Raw genomic sequence first — 18000 nt, 5'->3', positions numbered from 1 at the left:
TGTCGCATTTTTTTTGTAGAAAATTATAAAAGTGAAAAAATAAATCCATCGTAAAATGTGCATGCTGTGGTATAAGGATGGATCATCACCATAAAAAATTTTGAATTCCGGGCATTTTCCTTTAGATTTAAGTGATACAAATAAACATAAAACAGGAAGTTACCGCTTGATCGAACCTAAATCGATGCCAGCTACAACCCATCAATCGCTTTCCGGTGAAATGACGCAGGCGTATCTGCAGATTTTGCAGAAACATCACGATGCCTGTTTGCAAAGCTGGACAGCAGCTCATCGGAAAACACTGGATTTCTTCAATCAGCAACTGAATGTTGTGCTGAATTCAATTCGGGAGTTGAAAAATCCGGAAGATTTACGCCCGGTTTGGCGACTTTGGCAGGACTATTTTCGCCACATCCAACTTCATTTAAGCGAGCTGCATTATGCCGGCGATGTGCCGGTAGCGCAAATGCTGGAAAATTGGGATAAACGATTCGAAGAATGGCTGACCAATTATCCGCCGCAGGTGGATTTGCCGATTGAGCCAACGGACACCCAATTGGAAACGGGTGATGCCACAACCGTGCTGGTCTGGAAAAATGCTCGCCGTTTCCGGAATGTGTTCCGCAAAAAGACAGCGATTCGTCGCGTTCAACTGCACGATTTTGCAACATATTATCTGCAGCAAACTACCGAACAATTTTTGATGGATGAATGGGAACATTTTCTGCGATTTGCGGCACAGCAGCTTGCCGCCGCCCACCGGGTAATGCAGGAAACTACCCGGCTGTTTTTGTTGCTGGATAACGCGCAAACCGATTGGCAGCAGCATCCGGCGGAAATTCTGGAAAAATCGTTAGCTGCGGTTCAACCATATCAGGAATCGCTGGCAACGTTGCCGACGGAACTGGAAAAATTTGTTGAGCTTCGCAAACCTGTGCTGGATAAACATTGCGAACAAGTTTGTTCAACATTTACAAAATTGCTGGCGTTTGCGGGGAGTTTCGCACATCCGCACTATCACTATGGTGTACGGCGGCAGCAAAAACGCCGGCATTCGCTGGAGATTCATTACAATGCCCATCGTCCGGTGTGGGAACGCCACTTCGTCGCCGAAAAAGAGGACTGGATTGGCGATACCGCGCTGAAAGTTATTCAAATGGATGTTGGCCGCGCGTATTTGCTGACCATCGCCAGTTTGAGTGAAAAAGTGCAGAAACAGGTTTTCCCGCCGCTGAAAAATGCGGATGCTATTTTTGAAAAATCGATAAACCGTTTTGCCGAAATGGAACCCGGCAGTATTGTTCAATTGCGTAAACAAATGAATACCGAGCATTATGACCTTTTGCGCGAACTGCGCAAAACCGTTCTGCCGGAAACCACCGATGCATTTGTGAAGGCACAGTTTAATCAGGTGATCAGCCGTTATATTTATGAAGCGCAGCAAACCACGACAGATTTGCCCAAACACCAATCGATTTTCACCCGTCGCGATACGGAAAATATTCCACCGAAATCCGAAGTGGACGATATTCCGCTGCAGGAATTGTTTGAGCACAGCCTGCTTAGTTTGTTGCAAACAAAATGCAACAAATGCGACAAAAATATTCAGCAGCGATTCACAAAAATAGTGAATGGTGTAACCGAGCTGGACCAGGTGGTCGAGTTCAATTTAAAGGCGGCGCTGGATTCTCTGCAGGAGCAAGAAGAATCGGCGCTGGCGATACAGCATTTCAACGACGGATTAAAACGGGCGCGCGAACGGCTGCAAGGATATCAAAACGAAACAGTTCGGCTGGAAACGGAAACTTCCCGCGAACTGTTCGAAATTTCACACCAGTTTATCAGCAGTGTTCAGGAATTGTTGGATGATGAAAAATTACTCGAACTGAAAATTCAGTTGATGCGCGCCAAAGCGGAAGAAAAATTTCGCGAAAGCCGCCGTAAAGCATGGGAATTCATTAAATACGCACTGCCGCGAGCTTGGCAGCGTATCCGGAGTTTTGCCAAAGGTATTTATGAGCAATATTTGCGGATCGGGAAATTTACCGGGCTTGTGACCACTTCCACCGCAACGAAAGAGCAATTATTTCGCTTCCTCACCGAAACTCGCCAGCGTATTGCTGCATTGCCGTTTATCTATCAACGTTTGTTCGAAAACAAACCGCTGAACGATGAGCGACTGTTTGCCGGTCGCGAAAAGGAGATGGATATCCTGAAATCCGATTTGAAAGATTGGGATAGCGAACGGTTTATGTCCACCGTGATCATCGGAGAAAAAGGCGGTGGGCGCACAACCCTGCTTAATTTTGCAGAAAAAGAAATTTACAAATTGTATCCGATCAAAAAAATTGTGCTCGAAGAAACCGTGTACACCGAAGCCGCGTTTATGCCGCTTCTCCACAAGCTATTTCCGGATGTGCCCGGCGAAACGCTTTCCACTTTCGAAGCATCGCTGATAAAACTGGACCAGAAACAGGTCTGCATTGTTGAAAATATCCAAAACATGTTCCTGAAAACCGTGGATGGGTTTGACCTGATCCGCCGGTTTTTGCAACTGGTGGCGCACACGCAGGAGCATGTGTTTTGGGTGTTGAGCAGCACGCTGTATTGTTGGGAATATCTCGATAAAGTGATCAATATTTCCCAACAATTCCAACGTGTGCTGCTTCTGGACGGATTGAAACGTGAAGATATGGAAAGCATAATTTTGAAACGCCACCGGATTACCGGTTACGAATTGGCATTCGATGCACCGGAATCGATAAAAAATAATCGCCAGTTTCGCAAACTGGACTCCGACGATGCCCGACACCAGTTTTTGAAAGATCGCTTTTTTGAGCAATTGCAAGAGGTTTCCCAGGGCAATATTTCTGTGGCGATGTTGTATTGGCTGCGGGCGATCAACAAAATAGAAGATAACAAACTGGTGCTTTCTGCATCGGTGGAGTTTGATTATTCATTTATTTACCAGCTTTCCGGCATCGAGTTGTTCACGCTCGGCGCATTGTTGCAGCACGAAACGCTGAGCATTGCCGAACATGCCAGCGTTTTTCATCGCTCATTGGAAAGCAGCGACGCAGTGTTCAACGTGCTGCGGCGAAAAGGGATTCTTATTCCCGCACACGGCGATGATTTTCAGCTACACCCGTTTTTGTATCGCCCGACCGTTCGCGCGTTAAAAAGCAATAATATTTTGCACTAATCCGCAAAAGGGTAACCAAAGATGAAAACACTTTTTTATAGATTCCGTTACTGTTCCTTTCGGTGGATTGTTTGTCTGCTGCTGGTTGCCGGACTGGCAACTGCAATCGCACAGGAAACCGGAGCGGATAGCACAGCCGCACAATCCCGTTCGGTTGAACCCACACCGCAACCGCAACAATCCGTGCCCGAAAAGAACACGCCGCAACCGGAGAAACAGACGAATACGGATTCGTTAGCCGCCACAGCCGATTCGGTTCAAAAATCAGCAATCGATAGCGCAGCAAACGACAGCGCAACAGTTGCCTCAGATACATCCTCCGGCGATCCTACCGGCATTGTTGATGCCATCAAAAAAACGCAGCCCGATCCCCAATTCTCGCTGTCATTCGGGAAAATTTTCTGGTCGATCATCATTCTGCTCATCGCGCTTTACATCATCCGCTGGTTTACGCGATTGTTGGAGGCAATCGCCGAGCGTTGGCCAAATTTGCGATTGACCATTAAACGCTTGATTCCATCTATCCGGATTATTAGCTGGATTATCGTAATTTATGAAATTATTGTTGTTGTTTTAGCGCCGCCGATCGAAACGATTATTGCGTTTTCCGCATCTGCAGGAATTGCTATCGGCTTTGCTTCGCAAGATATTTTGAAGAATATTTTTGGCGGATTGATGATTTTGTTCGATCGCCCGTTTCAGGTTGGCGACAAAGTTGAAGCTGCCGGGCACTACGGCGAAGTAATGCAAATCGGACTGAGAACCGTGCGAATTGTTACACCGGACGACAATTTGGTATCAGTGCCCAACGGCGAAATTATGAATCAGGCGGTTTCCAACGCCAACGCCGGAGAATCGAATTGTCAGGTTGTTGCGGAGTTTTTTCTGCCGCCACAGATCGATCTGGAGCGCACCCGGGAAATAGCCTATCTTGCTGCTGCCACATCCCGGTATGTTTTTCTCAACAAACCCATCGTCGTGATTTTCAAAAATGAAATTCATGAAGGCAGGTCTCTCCTCAAAATGCGACTAAAAGCCTATGTGCTGGATATCCGATACGAATTTCCTTTCATGAGCGATATGACAGAAACCGTTTTGCGAGAGCTTTTGGCAAAGGAATTGGTGCGACCGGAGCAACTCAACTTTATCACAAGTGACCCGCATCACACCTAACGTTTTTGTCAAATTAAATCGTGACAATTAACGGTTTATGACTAATATTTTAACCGGAGGCGGCGATAATTTACTACTCAAACAACAATGGATGTTGGATTTGACGAGCTGCGAGGAGAGTTATAATGTCGGATATTTTGAAGCATTTAAAGGATTATTTGCGGACACGTCCGAGCAATGGCAACAAGCCAAAGCCGGGCAAAAAGGGTGCAGGTAAGGGTGGACAAAAATCGGGCAATTCGAAATAGCCGACCCCATTTCGCAAATACGCTGTAATTGTTTTGGACCGCGCTGTTGGTGTGGTAAAAATATTGATCCAGAAAAGAAGCGGTAGATGCAACCGCTTCTTTTCTGATAAGTTATTTGCTATGCCAAAAATATTAACGCATGTAAACCATACGTTTCGTTTGAGAAAACGAGGCTGTTTCCCCCCGAACTTGTAATCGATAAAAATAAATTCCGGAGCTGACAGCTTTGCCGTTTTCATCTGTTGCGTCCCAAACGATGCGGTATTGGCTTCCGGCAGTTTGCCGCTGATTGACGAGTGTGCGCACTTTTTTTCCGGTGATATCAAAAATATCCAACATAACTTCACCGGATTCTGGCAAATTGTATTCGATAGAAGTTGCTGGGTTGAACGGGTTCGGATAATTCTGCGCCAGTTGGAATTCGGATGGCAGATTTTGTGCCGGCGGATCATCCAATCCGGTTATGTTTGCGCCATCAAAATAGAAAATAAACAATCCGTAGGTGCGATCACTTGCCAGCACTTTCCCGGAATTGAAATAAGGAAACGCGCCCCAGTTGCCTTCGTAGTTGCTGCCAACCCCTGGATATGTATCGTAAGATGCCACTTCCAAAATATTTGAAGGATCGGAAATGTCGAGAATCCGTAACCCGTCCCAATAATGTGCGAGATATGCGTACTGCCCTTTGATATGCACGTTATGCGGTCTGCTGGTTGCTGTCGCAATGTAATCGTCCATTAATGTTGCGTTTTGGGGATCTTGCACATCCCACAATTTTACCGTTTTACCTGCCGGAACTTCCTCTGTGGTCATCAGATAATTGCCGTCGTCTGTTGCCCAGGCGTTGTGGGCATAACCGGATGAGGGTGTATTGAATCGCCCCAACAACGCCGGGATTGTCGGATCGCTGACATCCCAAATGCTGTAACTAAACTGCCATCCTTCGGACACATAAAGACGATCACCCGTTGCAAAAACATCGTGAACGCTGGGTGCGGAAATAGTGGTCAACTGAACCGGGTTTGCCGGGTCTGCTAAACTGATCACCCGAACTCCGCCACCACCCTGGGCGTATAAAATGGCGTTGTTTTCATCGATAAAAATATTGTGTGACGACGCAAACCCGCCACCGGTAAATGTATTCACCAATGATACACTGTTGGGCAAATCGGAAAGATCAATCACCTGCAGCCCATTTCCCGATGCATCGATAACAACATATGCATAGTGATCATACGTTTTAATATCTTTCCAGGTGCTGGTGTTAGACGGCACAAAACCGACCTCTACCGGATTTAGGGGATCGCTGATGTTCACAACGCTGGTGCCATTTAACACACCTAAAAATGCATATTCTTTGCCATCCGGTGCGGTGTAGCCCCAACAATCGTTGTAACCGATCGATGGATAAGGATCGAAATTGGACAAAAGTGTTAGGTTTATTTCGCCTTGTGCAAAAGCGAAGCCTGATAACAACATCAATAGAAACAGCTTGTTAAGCATGGTTTTCATTGGGTAAAACTCCTTTGTTGAATAGATCACGAATGCGTGAAAAGTTACAGGTAGGCGACCACTGAAATAATAGTCAGATAACCGGAAAGTTCCAAATAAAATGTTGCGATTTTTGATTCTGTAGATTCGTGGTTTGGAAAATGAAGTGTGCTTTTTTGTAACAAATAACGCTTAAAACATCGCCTTAATTGGTCGATAACGATAGTGAAACAGGATGTTTTAAAGAATTTGTTGCTCAGGGATGGAGATGATAAATACTTTTTCGATGTTGTATCATAATCCGGCGAAGTTGCTGGAGTATGTTCTGGAAAACTACTACCGCAAATCGGACGCTGCGGGCCAGGAAGCCCGCATTATGCAATTACTAAAGCAAGCCTCCGAGGTTCGCTGGCACGTTGCCCGCATCTATCACGATCCCCAACTTATCGAAATTTTGATTGATGATCCCTCCCCGATGGTTCGAAAAGCGGCGATGGACAATCCTTATTGGCTCATTTTGGGACAGTTTAAGCCATTGTTATCGCTGCCGGAAGCGGAAAAAATTCAATATATCGGTCGTGAAGGATTTTCAAGTATTCTGGTTTTTCTGGTTTATGAAACAAATCTGAAAGTGTTGAAAAGCGCATTCCTGAACCCGACTGTCAGCATTGCAATGTTGGAAATGATGCGGCGATATTTGATTCGTCGCGGAACAAAATCCGTTGATAACGATATTTTGCGGCTGATTCAACAGTCCATCAAATTAAAGCAACACTATCTTCGTCAAATTTCGGCGATTAATCGGGCTAAGGATAATCAGGATGTTGCGCATTGCATCGCCAATCTCACCCCGTTTTTGTTGGATGAAGATATGGTAATTGTTCAGACCGCAGTCAGTCATCTTGAAAGATTCCCGTATTCCGAAATTGCAGCTGCGTTAATTTCGCCGAGGTTGCTACAATTCATTAGTGCCCATCAATTATGGTGTGTGCTCGATGCTGTCCGGCGCCATTTTTGTTATGTAAAAGATGATTTCAAACCGGAACGGTTAGTTGAAATGAATGGATTTCCGCCGGTAGATCCGTTAAAAACACTCGTCCAAACCCGAAAATTGGAGCTATTGGAGCTTTGCCAATCCGATTTGAACAACCCGCACTATTTTTTCACCGTCGTTCAGGCACACACGGATGAAGATAAACAGGTGCGAAAAATGGTAACCGATATCATCAATGTTGATGAGTTGATCAGCCTGATTACCGATAACGCTTTCCCGGTTTTACGGGCGATGAAATCGTTGAATATTCTTAGCCAGCATCCATTTCCCAGCATTCGTAAACGGTTGGAAAGTGCGACAGTCCAACTCGCGTTGCGTTCCCAAAAGCGGTTGGAAGAAATGGAAACGACGATTAATGCCTGTCTGGATATCGTTTTTGATTTTGGTAAAGTCGTGTTATCCGGCAAAATTCAAAACGACGTAAATACATTAAAAGAGCTTAATTACATTTATGAATTGTTGGTGATGATTGTGAATTTTCCCGGCGAAACCGTAAAAAACGAAAATTTTGCCAAAGCAGAAGATCCCGAGTTATATAAAGAGCAGCATGATAAAGTGCATTCGTTGTGGAAAGCGACTATCGGGCAATATTTGGGGCGGTTGAAAGAGCTTGAAGAAGTGATACGCGATAAATGGGTTGTTCCGCTAATCACCGGGGGGAGACACCGCTCGCGGGAATATCAGGACTTTTCGCGAACGGTGCGACAGTTGGAATGGGATTATAAAAAAGCTGTGGGTTGCGAATTGGCAATCGCCTGCCGCAAATGCCAGAATCGCGCCTGCGCAAGTGAGCGATTTTTAGTTCAAATTGAATATTTGATCGGTGAGATTATCGAAAAGCTTTCGGGAAAATCGGAACACCCCCAAACTATAATAGCGAATGAAAATTTGAGTGCAGCGCCAGAGCCTTATTAACGCGACCGTGATTTAAAAATAATCGATTTGTGATTATCCGGATGGTAAAAACAAAACCCTTCATGAAATTCATAAAGGGTTTTGATAACTAAACATTAAAAAAGTTGATTTTTTCCGGTAATAAAAATCTACGCCGGATTAGTTGATGACAGATTTCAACTCTTTGCCGGCTTTAAACGCAGGCACTTTGCGAGCGGGAACTTCAACCGTTTCGCCGGTGCGAGGATTGCGGGCAGTCCGAGCCTGGCGCTCGGTAACACGGAAACTACCAAATCCGACGAGATTTACAGAACCACCATCTTTCAATTCATCAACAACTGCTTCAATAAAACCTGTAATAAAGCTATCGGTATCTTTCTTGGACAACCCTGTTTTTTCTGCTACTGCATCTACCAATGCTTTACGATTCATAATTACCTCCTGGTCTGTTCTACATTAAATGGTTCATTTAAAAGGAAGAGGATGAAACACCGAAGCATTTCATCCTTTTAGCGGGGGAGAAGAAATTTTTTTTAAGATTTCTGATCGGTTCCTGTTCCATTCCTGAATTGCCTAAAGGCATCGCTTTTTAACATACGATCGGCAACCTCGCTGATGATTTCGTCCTGATCGTAAAAATTTTCGGCAATACGTTGCCGGATGAGCTCAAGTCGCTCCGGAGTGAGATTGGACTTCATACCGTTTAACCTTTTTGCTTCGTCAGATAATACTAATTTGTCTTGATCCGGACGTTTTTCAGGCTCAACACTTTTTTTAGGCCCTGCTTTTTCGACACTAATTACATAGCCCAAATTATCAATGGTATTAATCTTCATGGCTTTTTTGTAACCTATTTTTAGATCACTTTGGATATTACGCGTTCCTGATTTACCTGGCTGCTATATCTTTTCAAAAATACCATGCCCTGTTGAAATTCATTCATTTGGTGAACCAGATCTTGTTTTTTATTATTTATAGTATCGAAGATTTCTGCATCCACTTTAGCTAATTTTTTGAACTCTTCGCGAATATTCCTGCGCAGTTTATCAATTTTGGCTGTTTCGGATGTATTATCGACACTTTCTGACTCAATTGCAAGGCTTTTTAAAGCTTGAATTTCCTCGAAATAGGGAACGCGTTGCCCGGTTAAATCCCTGAATGTTTGCCAATCATCAGCCTTTGCTGCAGCTAACATACCTGTTGTTAGCTCTAAAAGTTTCACAGACGATTCATTAATCCGTTCAAAATTTTGCAATCTGGAACGGTCAGGCTGATTAGAATTTGACATCCAGATTTCCTTTTTCATCCGAATTTTCCGTTTGCTGCATTTCCCGTGCAGCTTCGGATGCTTTTAATAATTCTTCCGGAGGAATTTTACGAACAACCTCATCTGTGACCGGGTCTTTAACCAGAACCAGCACTCGTTCGGTCTTTTCGTCAACTTCCAGCGAAATTTTCATGCCGGAGTTTTTTAATTTCTCCTGAACTTTCTGATTGAGCTCTGCCAGATCATCGTTTTGTTGATTCAAGCCTGTGGCGTTCGGATCCGCTTTTTCGGCTTCCTGAACTTTTTGAGCTCTTTCAACGAACTGTGCTTGCAACGGTGCGATATTTTTGGCAACATTCAAAGGTGTTTGTTGACTATCGTCGTTGGTTTTAGCTTTGCTTTGCTGCTGGCTCATTTGCAATGCAAATCCATTGTTCAATGCGGTAACTTCCATGATAACCCTCCTTTTGTAACTCGGTTAAGAATTTACCACTACGGCGCAAAGCGCCAATTGGCTGATTCCGGGTTATTCGCAATTGCTAATTTAATGCGATTTGAGCGGTATCAGCCATATAAAATACTATTTTATACGAGCGTTTCTATGATTCTCCTGTCAAAAACTAGACTGTGTCAGTGCAGTAATATAACTATACTGTGATTGATATTGTGCATACGCAGCTTGTAATTGAGCAAACTGGGTACGATAATAGTCCATTTTTTTGTCTACCGAGGATTCCATCAACTTTATCCGGCTGTTCATTGTCGTGATCTGGCTTTCCAGCACCTGTTTGCGACGCGTAATGATGCCTTCGCCATCGGTCATCCCGTCCAGCAGGGTTTCCAGTTTGCCGGAAATACCATCCGCAGCGTTGAAAATTTGTTCAACTTGCGAGATGTTGTTTTTGATTAAATCATCCAGCGAATCGGCATCGCTGATGCTGAGTTTGCCATTCCGGTCTGTGGTGATGCCCAATTCGCTGAGCAGCGATGGGTCGTCCACACCTAATCCGGTAATAGGCGTCGCGATGATTTGCCGAAGCTGGAATTTGAATGTGCTGATCGAGTAATCGCCACTAAATGCGGAGCGTTCATATGTTGTGGTGTTTACTGCGGTGTTGGTTTTTATAAAATCCAGCACCCCATTATACGCGTCGATAAATTCCTGAAGCTTCTCTTTGATTCCCTCAACGTCGTTTTCCGCGTTCACGGTGATGGGTGTTTCGCCAATTTCCTGCTGTTTTTTGAGGGAAATGGTGAGACCGGTTACCACATCTTCCAATGTGTTTGTGTTTGAGGTAACGGTAATGCCATCGATTGTGGCAATTGCATTCAATTCGGACGTATCGTAAACATATCCGCCGGTTGTGCCGTTGGCTGCAACGGAATCGTTAATGCCAATGGCGGAAAGCAATCCGCCGGAAGTATCCGACAGTGTCATTTCGTAATCGGCACCGGTTTCTGTGCTGGTGAAAACCATTCGGCTGGTGCTGCTGGAATCTTTGATGATAGATGCACGAATGCCTGCTCCGGTCGCATTGTTTACAGCGGAAGATACTTTACCCAACAGCGTTTCATTGTCTTCTGTGCCATCCAATAGAACGGAAACGGGTGTAGCGACGCCATTTACGGTGACGTCGAAATTGAATGTGCCGGCACCGAGCCCGGTGGCGATGTCTGTTCCGGTGTTTGTAAATTGACTGGAAACCACTTTATCTGCTTTTGCCAACTGGTTTACAAATACCGATGTGGAAGTGGCAACAGCGGTTGAAGTGGCTGTTACGGTCAGATAATCTTCATCTGAGCTGGATGCGGTTTTTTTTCCGAAAAACGAGGTGGTGCCGGAGTAGCTCAAATCCTTGCTCAACGTGCTCAAGGCGCTCAATTTGCTTTTGAGGTCGTTGAATAATTTGATCCGGTTATCGATGCCTGATTTACGGCTTTCTAATTGGCGAATCGGTTCTCTTTCGAGCGATCGATAACTTTCGAGCAGTAATTCTATATTTCCTGAACTGAAGCCGGAGACCATGATCAGCCGCCTTTCTGTTACCCTAATTTAAATGCTGTTGCCCACGTATCCCGTAATTCCTGGATAATTTCCAATGCTTCGTCATATTTTTCGCTATACAAACAATCCTGGCTGTAGCGATACAGCCTGAATAAGCCCATTGCTTCGTCGTGATAATCGAAGTTTAGCGCAGCAATTAATTCAGAGATCGCCAGGTTTGCTTTTTTGATATCTTTTTTCCGAATGCTGACAATTGTCAGATCGTATATTTTTAACGTTAATTCTTCCGGACTTGCACTGAGAATGCTGTTTTGATGATACTGATTAATTGCACGCCTGGCGCCCGGTTTTGCATACGCAAGAGCAGAATTCATGCTTTCTCCTGAGTTAAAAAATTAGCCTGCCAAATACCGTTAGTTAATGAATCCTGTGGTTATTGCTTTCAACCAAGAGAGTCTTCCGCCAAAACGAAAGACTCCCATTGGTGATCAAACTTAACCACCGAACAACTGCAGGATGTTCTGCGGCGCTGAATTCGCCTGAGTAAGCTGGATGGTTGCAGTTTGTTGCAAAATCTGCAGTTTGGTCAATTCCAACTGTTCTTTTGCGACATCCGCATCCATGATCCGGCTGGCTGCAGCATCGGTATTGGTCATGGCCACTTGAAGCGTCTGCTCTTTTACATCCAATCGCTGCATGTAGGAGCCTACTTTTTGCAACTCGATACTAATACTGCTGATGGCACTGTCAATGCTTGTGAGTGTTGTCGTCAACGCAGTTCCCTGCAACGATGCTGATGTAAGGCTGTTCAAGCTAAAATCAGCTGAATCGATTGTTGCAGAGAGACTGATCGTCATCGTGTCGCCACCATCTGCGCCTGTCTGGAACAGCTTGCTGGTGAAGCTGGCATTCAACAGGTTGGTACCGTTGAATTTGGTTTCACTGATTGCATCATCAATTTCGTTCAGCATATCCTGCAATTGCGTAACCACTGCTGCCAATTCTTCGCTGCCGTAGGAGCCGTTACCGGCTTGAATGACTTTCTCTTTCATGCCTACAAACAGATCGTTGATACTCTGAAGTCCGCCTTCAGCGACAGAAAGGATATTCTTCGCTTCGCCGACGTTGTTCAAAGCCGCGCTCAAAGAACGGGAACGGGCGACCAATTTTTGTGAAATAGTGTAACCGGCAGGATCGTCTGCTGCGGAATTGATGCGCTTACCAGAAGCAAGACGCAGTTGGTGCGTACCGATTTTGCTGTTCAACGTATTCAACGCATTTAAAGCATTTAACGCGCCAACATTGGTGTTAATCCGAGAGCCAGAATAAAAGGCCATTAGATATACCTCCTTGTATGAATGTTTTTAACCATCTCGAGCTTCCGTGCCCGATTTTGTCTGAGAATCATAATCGCCATCTACAGTATTTGCTTTAGTGTTTTTCTGAATTTTTATAATACTTTTTGTTGATTTTCCCGCTAAAAACATTTTTAAAACACGCGATAGATGGGTTATGGTTCTAAATTACTTAATACCGAATTTTCGTAAAGTAATGATTATTATGGTGATGCCGTATTAAAAAGCCGCCCTGCAAAAGGGCGGCTATGGTTTACAGCCATCAAAAAAATTAACCGAACAATTGCAGCACGCTCTGTGGCGAAGAGTTCGCTTGAGCCAGCTGGATGGTCGATGTTTGTTGCAGAATTTGCAGTTTCGTCAAGTTCAACTGCTCTTTCGCAACGTCGGCATCCATAATCCGGCTTGCGGCTGCATCGGTGTTGGTGATGGAGCTCATCAACGTCGATTCTTTCACATCCAAACGAGAGGTCAACGATCCCACAACCTGAAGTTCGCCACTGACGCGGTTGATTGCGCTGTCCAGGCTGTTCAGGGTTGCGGTCAGGTTGGTACTGTTGAATGTTGCAGACGTAATGGAGCTCAAATTGAAGTCTGCAGAATCGATAGTTGCGGACAAGCTGACCGTCATAGAATCGCCACCATCAGCGCCGGTTTGGAAGATCTTGCTGGTGAACTGGTTGTTCAGCAAGGATGTTCCGTTGAATTTGGTTTCGGAAATGATGTCGTCGATTTCGTTCAGGCTGTCTTTGACCTGTGTGACAATCGCGTTCAATTCTTCGCTGCCGTAGGAACCATTGGCTGCCTGGATGGCTTTTTCCTTAATGCCAACCAACAGGTTGTTGATTTCCTGCAGACCGCCTTCAGCTACCGACAAAATATTCTTCAGCTCGCCCACGTTGTTCAACGCAGCCGAAAGGCTTTTGGAGCGTGCTTCGAGTTTTTTACCGATGGTGTAGCCTGCGGGGTCGTCTGCGGCAGAATTGACGCGTTTGCCAGAAGCAAGACGCATTTGAACAGAACCAATTTGTGAGTTGATTTTACTCATCGCGTTAAATGCATTCAACGCGCCCACATTGGTGTTAATCCGAGAACCAGAATAAAAAGCCATAATAACCTCCTTGTTTAAATGACTTTTCGAGAATCCCTTCTCAATCAATGCAGCTCATATTTTTAGGTTTTCGGGGTTGCTGCATCTACCCCTGGGGAAGTCTTTTTCCTTACATCTGATATCGACATCGTTAGAAAACCCTTTAGCAAAATGTCATAACTTTATAGATAATTTATTTTTATAAAATAAAACTGTTTACTACAGAACAGGTCTGTAGTATCATATTTCTGTGTTGATGTCACGATAAATTAAACTATTACAGGATTTGAAAGCTTGGAGGGAAAAGCGGAAGAGAGTAAAAACAAAAAGCCGCCCGTTGCCGGGCGGCTTGATTCGATTGAAATCAGAATCGGGATTATCCGAACAACTGCAGGACGCTCTGCGGAGCAGAGTTCGCTTGAGCCAGCTGGATGGTCGAAGTTTGTTGCAGAATTTGCAGTTTCGTCAAGTTCAACTGCTCTTTCGCAACGTCGGCATCCATAATCCGGCTTGCGGCTGCATCGGTGTTGGTGATGGAGCTCATCAACGTCGATTCTTTCACATCCAAACGAGAGGTCAACGATCCCACAACCTGAAGTTCGCCACTGACGCGGTTGATTGCGCTGTCCAGGCTGTTCAGGGTTGCGGTCAGGTTGGTGCTGTTGAACGAGGCAGACGTAATGGAGCTCAAGCTAAAGTCTGCTGAATCGATAGTTGCGGACAGGCTAACTGTCATTGTGTCGCCACCATCAGCGCCGGTTTGGAAGATCTTGCTGGTGAACTGGTTGTTCAGCAAGGATGTTCCGTTGAATTTGGTTTCGGAAATGATGTCGTCGATTTCGTTCAGGCTGTCTTTGACCTGTGTGACAATCGCGTTCAATTCTTCGCTGCCGTAGGAACCATTGGCTGCCTGGATGGCTTTTTCCTTAATGCCAACCAACAGGTTGTTGATTTCCTGCAGACCGCCTTCAGCTACCGACATGATATTCTTCAGCTCGCCCACGTTGTTCAACGCAGCCGAAAGGCTTTTGGAGCGTGCTTCGAGTTTTTTACCGATGGTGTAGCCTGCGGGGTCGTCTGCGGCAGAATTGACGCGTTTGCCAGAAGCAAGACGCATTTGAACAGAACCAATTTGTGAGTTGATTTTACTCATCGCGTTAAATGCATTCAACGCGCCCACATTGGTGTTAATCCGAGAACCAGAATAAAAAGCCATAATAACCTCCTTGTTATTAGATTGAGAATCCCTTCTCATAGCGGTAGCTTATGTAATTGTTAAGCTTATGACGCTACCAAATCACTCGCTTTATTTTTTGAGCCACATCCCTTTGGCTCTTTCTTAATCTTCGTATGTTATTTTTTGCACTTTAATTCTTTTTCAATAATTATTTTTTGCTTGATGCAGAATTAGCAGTTTCGTTTGCAGCTATCATAAAACGTGTTGCCATTTCTGTATTTCCTGTTTTCATGTGCAAGCCAGCAAGCCTGCGAAGTGCCAGTTCCCGCTTTTCCGGGAAATTTCCGGCGATATATTCAAAGCAATCGATGGCCTGTTGATACTTTTGTTGTTTGATCAACGTAACGGCAAGATTGTGGTGAATTTCAAACGTTTCCGGCGATTTTTCGATAGCGCGGTTAAACCACATTTCCGCATTTTCGAACGCCTGGTTTTCCAGATAAAAATTTCCGCGATAATAGGCGAACACGCCTTCATCCGGGAAATAATCAGTTGCAAATTGAATCAATTGATGAAAATCGATGGTTATCTCGCCATTCAACGCCGGTTGCAACAGGCTTTGGGTGGCTGCTAACGGATCGTCAAACTGCGCTATTTTTGGAATTATCGCATTGAGTGTTGCCGTAATGGTTTGCTGTTGCCCGGTTTGGCTAGCGGCATAAATCAAACGCTGTAACGCATTAGAGCGATAATTTGGTGCAGATTCGAAATAGTTAATATAGTGCGGAATGCAGATATCAAAATGTTCAAGATGAAAGTGATATGTTGCCTGCCTTTGGTAAATCAAATGCGGCAGGATCACTTTATCCACACTGACATCGGAAAATGGATTATCTGCATACTGCCAGTAACTTTCCAGCGCAGCAATAGCCTGCTGGTAATTTTCCTGGAGTGCATAACATTCTGAAAGTAAAAAATAGCCCAATCGCTGCGACGGTGCCAACTGCAAAGCCTTCTGAATTTTTTCGATGGCTTCATACAGCAGCTTGTTTGTGTAATCGTCGTTTGCTAAAATCAGGATAATTGTTGCTTCCAGTCCTTCACTTAATCCCTTTATTTCCAAAGCTTTGTGGAGTTGTTCTTTTCCGTTTTTTATCTCGCCGGCAATAATGAGCGTTTGCCCCAACTGAAACCGCGCATAGGCATTTTGGGGCTCATCCGCCACTTGCTCTTTCAGCGATTCCAGATTTCTTTTAACTTTTGCAACCATTTCATCCTGAGTCAGGTTGTAGCCAAGATGTTCAATTTCGACATCCAGCAGTCCGAACTGCCCGTTTATTTGGCGGATGGCAGGTGTAATTTGTTCGTGAATGCGACCGGTAAAATAAACGCCCGGTTTGCGGCGGAACAAACGCGGATAAGCCTGCACATGTGGCATGCTTCCCAACATTTCGCCAACCTCGCTGCTGACGCGAACGTAAAATGCATCAATATTCGTGGATGAAATGGCTTGTTTTACGAGTGGGTGAAATGGCGGATGCAGACGTTCATCTGCATCCAGATACAAAATCCAGGGTTGTGTGGCGTGTTTTAATCCGTAATTGCGGGCTTTGGCAAAATCGCCTTCCCATTCAATTTCGAAAAGGCGTGCGCCATGTGTTTTGGCGATTTCAATCGTCCGGTCCGTTGACCCGGTATCGACAATGACAATTTCAGAAACCAAATCCGCAACGCTGCGCAAGCAATCTTCCAGAAACCGCTCTTCGTTTTTTACGATCATGCACAGCGAAACAGGTGCGTGCCCCGAAGTGCCGGTCAATTTATTTGCTTTGTGACCAGCTTTTTTTTTGGAACGTTTTTTCGACATTTCACTAGCCAAGCAAATGTGCCGATACGACACTGCTTTTTTGTTTGGCAGCAGATTCCGGTTCGTCAGATAATAGCGCTGAAAATACATTATTCAACGAGGCACGAATCGACTCTGTATCCGCCTCTAGTACGATAGAAATTTCGTCAACAGTCAGCCGTTCGTAAAAATAAAGCCCTGCAATCAGCCGGTCTTCTACGCTGATCTGATGCAACGATGCTGCTGTTAGTTCTGCTTCTGCCTGTTTAACGATGTGGTGTTGCATACCCTGCCCTGTCCTAAAATTTAACGATTTGCTTGAATACCTTTGCAACATTTTTCAACCGAGTGTGATCTGTGCGAGTGGCGTTGCGGTTGAACCGTTTGATTTTATCTACGAGTTCTTGCCGATAAACAACAACATCTGATGGCGCGCAAATACCTAATTGCACTTTGTTGCTCTCGATTTTGATAATTTTGATCGAAACTTCCTCTCCAATCAGAATGTTTTGACCTAACTTCCGTGTTAACACTAACATAACTGTACCTTCCTTGGTTTTATGTTATGGTGAGACATCCTTGCTCACCGGTCTCAAATTTTCTCAGGAAATCGGATGTGCGACCGGCACATCGTCTGATGCCAATATCATCTGTTCGCCGCGTTTTTCGTCATAATCGATGACGATGGGACTCTTCAGGTTGATGGTCACTTTTCCGCCTTCGCCATTCAGCGTAACAACGCAAAAGAGATCCAGCGTCTGTTCTTTATTCAACAGCCGTTTCACCAACCGGTGAGGTAATTCTTTGTCGAAATTTTTTGTTACTAAAAACGGATTCAGTACGGGAAAGCCTATTTCTTCTTCATCAACAGCTATTAACCAGCGAAACGGTTCATAATCTTCGTCGTTGACGATCAAAAAACGGCGGCAGCGTTCAAATCCAATCATACCTTTGGGAAAATGTATTAGCATATCTTCCGAAAATTCGATTTCACCGAATTGCCTTGTTACAATTTTCATTCAGATCTCCACTTGATTACGCCCATACAGAAGCAACACCCGTGCCATATCTGATGTTTGTGTTCTAAGTGCCTGTTTATATTTAACATAAAAAATTTATCCTAAATCACAAAGTGCATGGAGCGGTTAAAAAATGTTTGTGCATTCAACACTTTGTAACGAATTTCCCAACACATCTA

18 protein-coding genes are annotated in these 18000 nt (G+C 44.7%); 4 read left to right on the top strand and 14 right to left on the bottom strand.

Annotated elements, in window-relative coordinates:
• The first annotated feature begins 166 nt into the window (after positions 1-166).
• Genes H6629_04190 through H6629_04180 form a run of 3 tightly spaced genes read left to right on the top strand, consistent with a single transcriptional unit; the run spans position 167 to position 4592 of the window.
• Entirely contained in the window at positions 167-3202 is a 3036-nt protein-coding gene (locus tag H6629_04190; GenBank protein MCB9066994.1) for a hypothetical protein, read from the top strand.
• A gap of 21 nt (positions 3203-3223) precedes the next feature.
• Positions 3224-4375 carry a mechanosensitive ion channel gene (locus tag H6629_04185; GenBank protein ID MCB9066993.1) on the top strand — a complete coding sequence of 384 codons (1152 nt, stop codon included), beginning with the start codon at positions 3224-3226 and terminating at the stop codon, positions 4373-4375.
• A gap of 37 nt (positions 4376-4412) precedes the next feature.
• The gene (locus tag H6629_04180) at positions 4413-4592 is read left to right on the top strand and encodes a hypothetical protein (GenBank protein MCB9066992.1); all 180 of its coding nucleotides are present in this window, start codon (positions 4413-4415) and stop codon (positions 4590-4592) included.
• A 163-nt stretch (positions 4593-4755) separates the two neighbouring features.
• Here the strand turns inward: H6629_04180 and H6629_04175 are convergent, their stop codons facing one another.
• Entirely contained in the window at positions 4756-6135 is a 1380-nt protein-coding gene (locus H6629_04175; protein ID MCB9066991.1) for a choice-of-anchor B family protein, read from the bottom strand.
• Between the two features lie 247 nt (positions 6136-6382).
• Between H6629_04175 and H6629_04170 the strand changes: the two genes are divergently transcribed.
• Positions 6383-8083: a hypothetical protein gene (locus H6629_04170; protein MCB9066990.1), complete on the top strand. Its 1701-nt coding sequence runs from the start codon at positions 6383-6385 to the stop codon at positions 8081-8083.
• Between the two features lie 138 nt (positions 8084-8221).
• Here the strand turns inward: H6629_04170 and H6629_04165 are convergent, their stop codons facing one another.
• The 13 genes from H6629_04165 to fliW form a co-directional block, all read right to left on the bottom strand.
• Entirely contained in the window at positions 8222-8494 is a 273-nt protein-coding gene (locus H6629_04165) for an HU family DNA-binding protein (GenBank protein MCB9066989.1), read from the bottom strand.
• 101 nt (positions 8495-8595) lie between these two features.
• Positions 8596-8898 (bottom strand): hypothetical protein, encoded by a 303-nt coding sequence (locus H6629_04160; GenBank protein ID MCB9066988.1) that lies wholly within the window; start codon positions 8896-8898, stop codon positions 8596-8598.
• A 20-nt stretch (positions 8899-8918) separates the two neighbouring features.
• A complete protein-coding gene (gene fliT, locus H6629_04155) occupies positions 8919-9368 on the bottom strand; it encodes a flagellar protein FliT (protein MCB9066987.1) in 450 nt (149 codons plus the stop codon).
• Positions 9337-9783, bottom strand: coding sequence for a flagellar protein FlaG (locus tag H6629_04150; GenBank protein MCB9066986.1), 447 nt, complete (start codon positions 9781-9783; stop codon positions 9337-9339). The genes fliT and H6629_04150 overlap by 32 nt, the downstream gene beginning before the upstream one ends.
• 159 nt (positions 9784-9942) lie before the next feature.
• On the bottom strand, positions 9943-11355 hold the full coding sequence (fliD, locus tag H6629_04145) for a flagellar filament capping protein FliD (GenBank protein MCB9066985.1): 1413 nt from the start codon (positions 11353-11355) through the stop codon (positions 9943-9945).
• Positions 11356-11372: 17 nt separating this feature from the next.
• Positions 11373-11708, bottom strand: coding sequence for a flagellar protein FliS (locus tag H6629_04140; protein MCB9066984.1), 336 nt, complete (start codon positions 11706-11708; stop codon positions 11373-11375).
• Between the two features lie 120 nt (positions 11709-11828).
• Positions 11829-12671: a flagellin gene (locus tag H6629_04135; GenBank protein MCB9066983.1), complete on the bottom strand. Its 843-nt coding sequence runs from the start codon at positions 12669-12671 to the stop codon at positions 11829-11831.
• Positions 12672-12960: 289 nt separating this feature from the next.
• A complete protein-coding gene (locus H6629_04130; protein MCB9066982.1) occupies positions 12961-13800 on the bottom strand; it encodes a flagellin in 840 nt (279 codons plus the stop codon).
• A 355-nt stretch (positions 13801-14155) separates the two neighbouring features.
• A complete protein-coding gene (locus H6629_04125; protein MCB9066981.1) occupies positions 14156-14995 on the bottom strand; it encodes a flagellin in 840 nt (279 codons plus the stop codon).
• 169 nt (positions 14996-15164) lie between these two features.
• Complete coding sequence (locus H6629_04120; GenBank protein MCB9066980.1) at positions 15165-16823, bottom strand: glycosyltransferase; 1659 nt, start codon at positions 16821-16823, stop codon at positions 15165-15167.
• Between the two features lie 4 nt (positions 16824-16827).
• On the bottom strand, positions 16828-17088 hold the full coding sequence (locus H6629_04115) for a hypothetical protein (GenBank protein ID MCB9066979.1): 261 nt from the start codon (positions 17086-17088) through the stop codon (positions 16828-16830).
• Positions 17089-17101: 13 nt separating this feature from the next.
• Positions 17102-17341, bottom strand: coding sequence for a carbon storage regulator (locus tag H6629_04110; protein ID MCB9066978.1), 240 nt, complete (start codon positions 17339-17341; stop codon positions 17102-17104).
• Between the two features lie 63 nt (positions 17342-17404).
• Positions 17405-17821: a flagellar assembly protein FliW gene (fliW, locus tag H6629_04105; protein MCB9066977.1), complete on the bottom strand. Its 417-nt coding sequence runs from the start codon at positions 17819-17821 to the stop codon at positions 17405-17407.
• Positions 17822-18000 lie beyond the last annotated feature (179 nt).

The sequence above is a fragment of the Calditrichia bacterium genome (assembly GCA_020634975.1).
Classification (GTDB): Bacteria; Calditrichota; Calditrichia; order RBG-13-44-9; family J075; genus JACKAQ01.
This window is presented reverse-complemented; position numbering and strand designations above follow the sequence as displayed.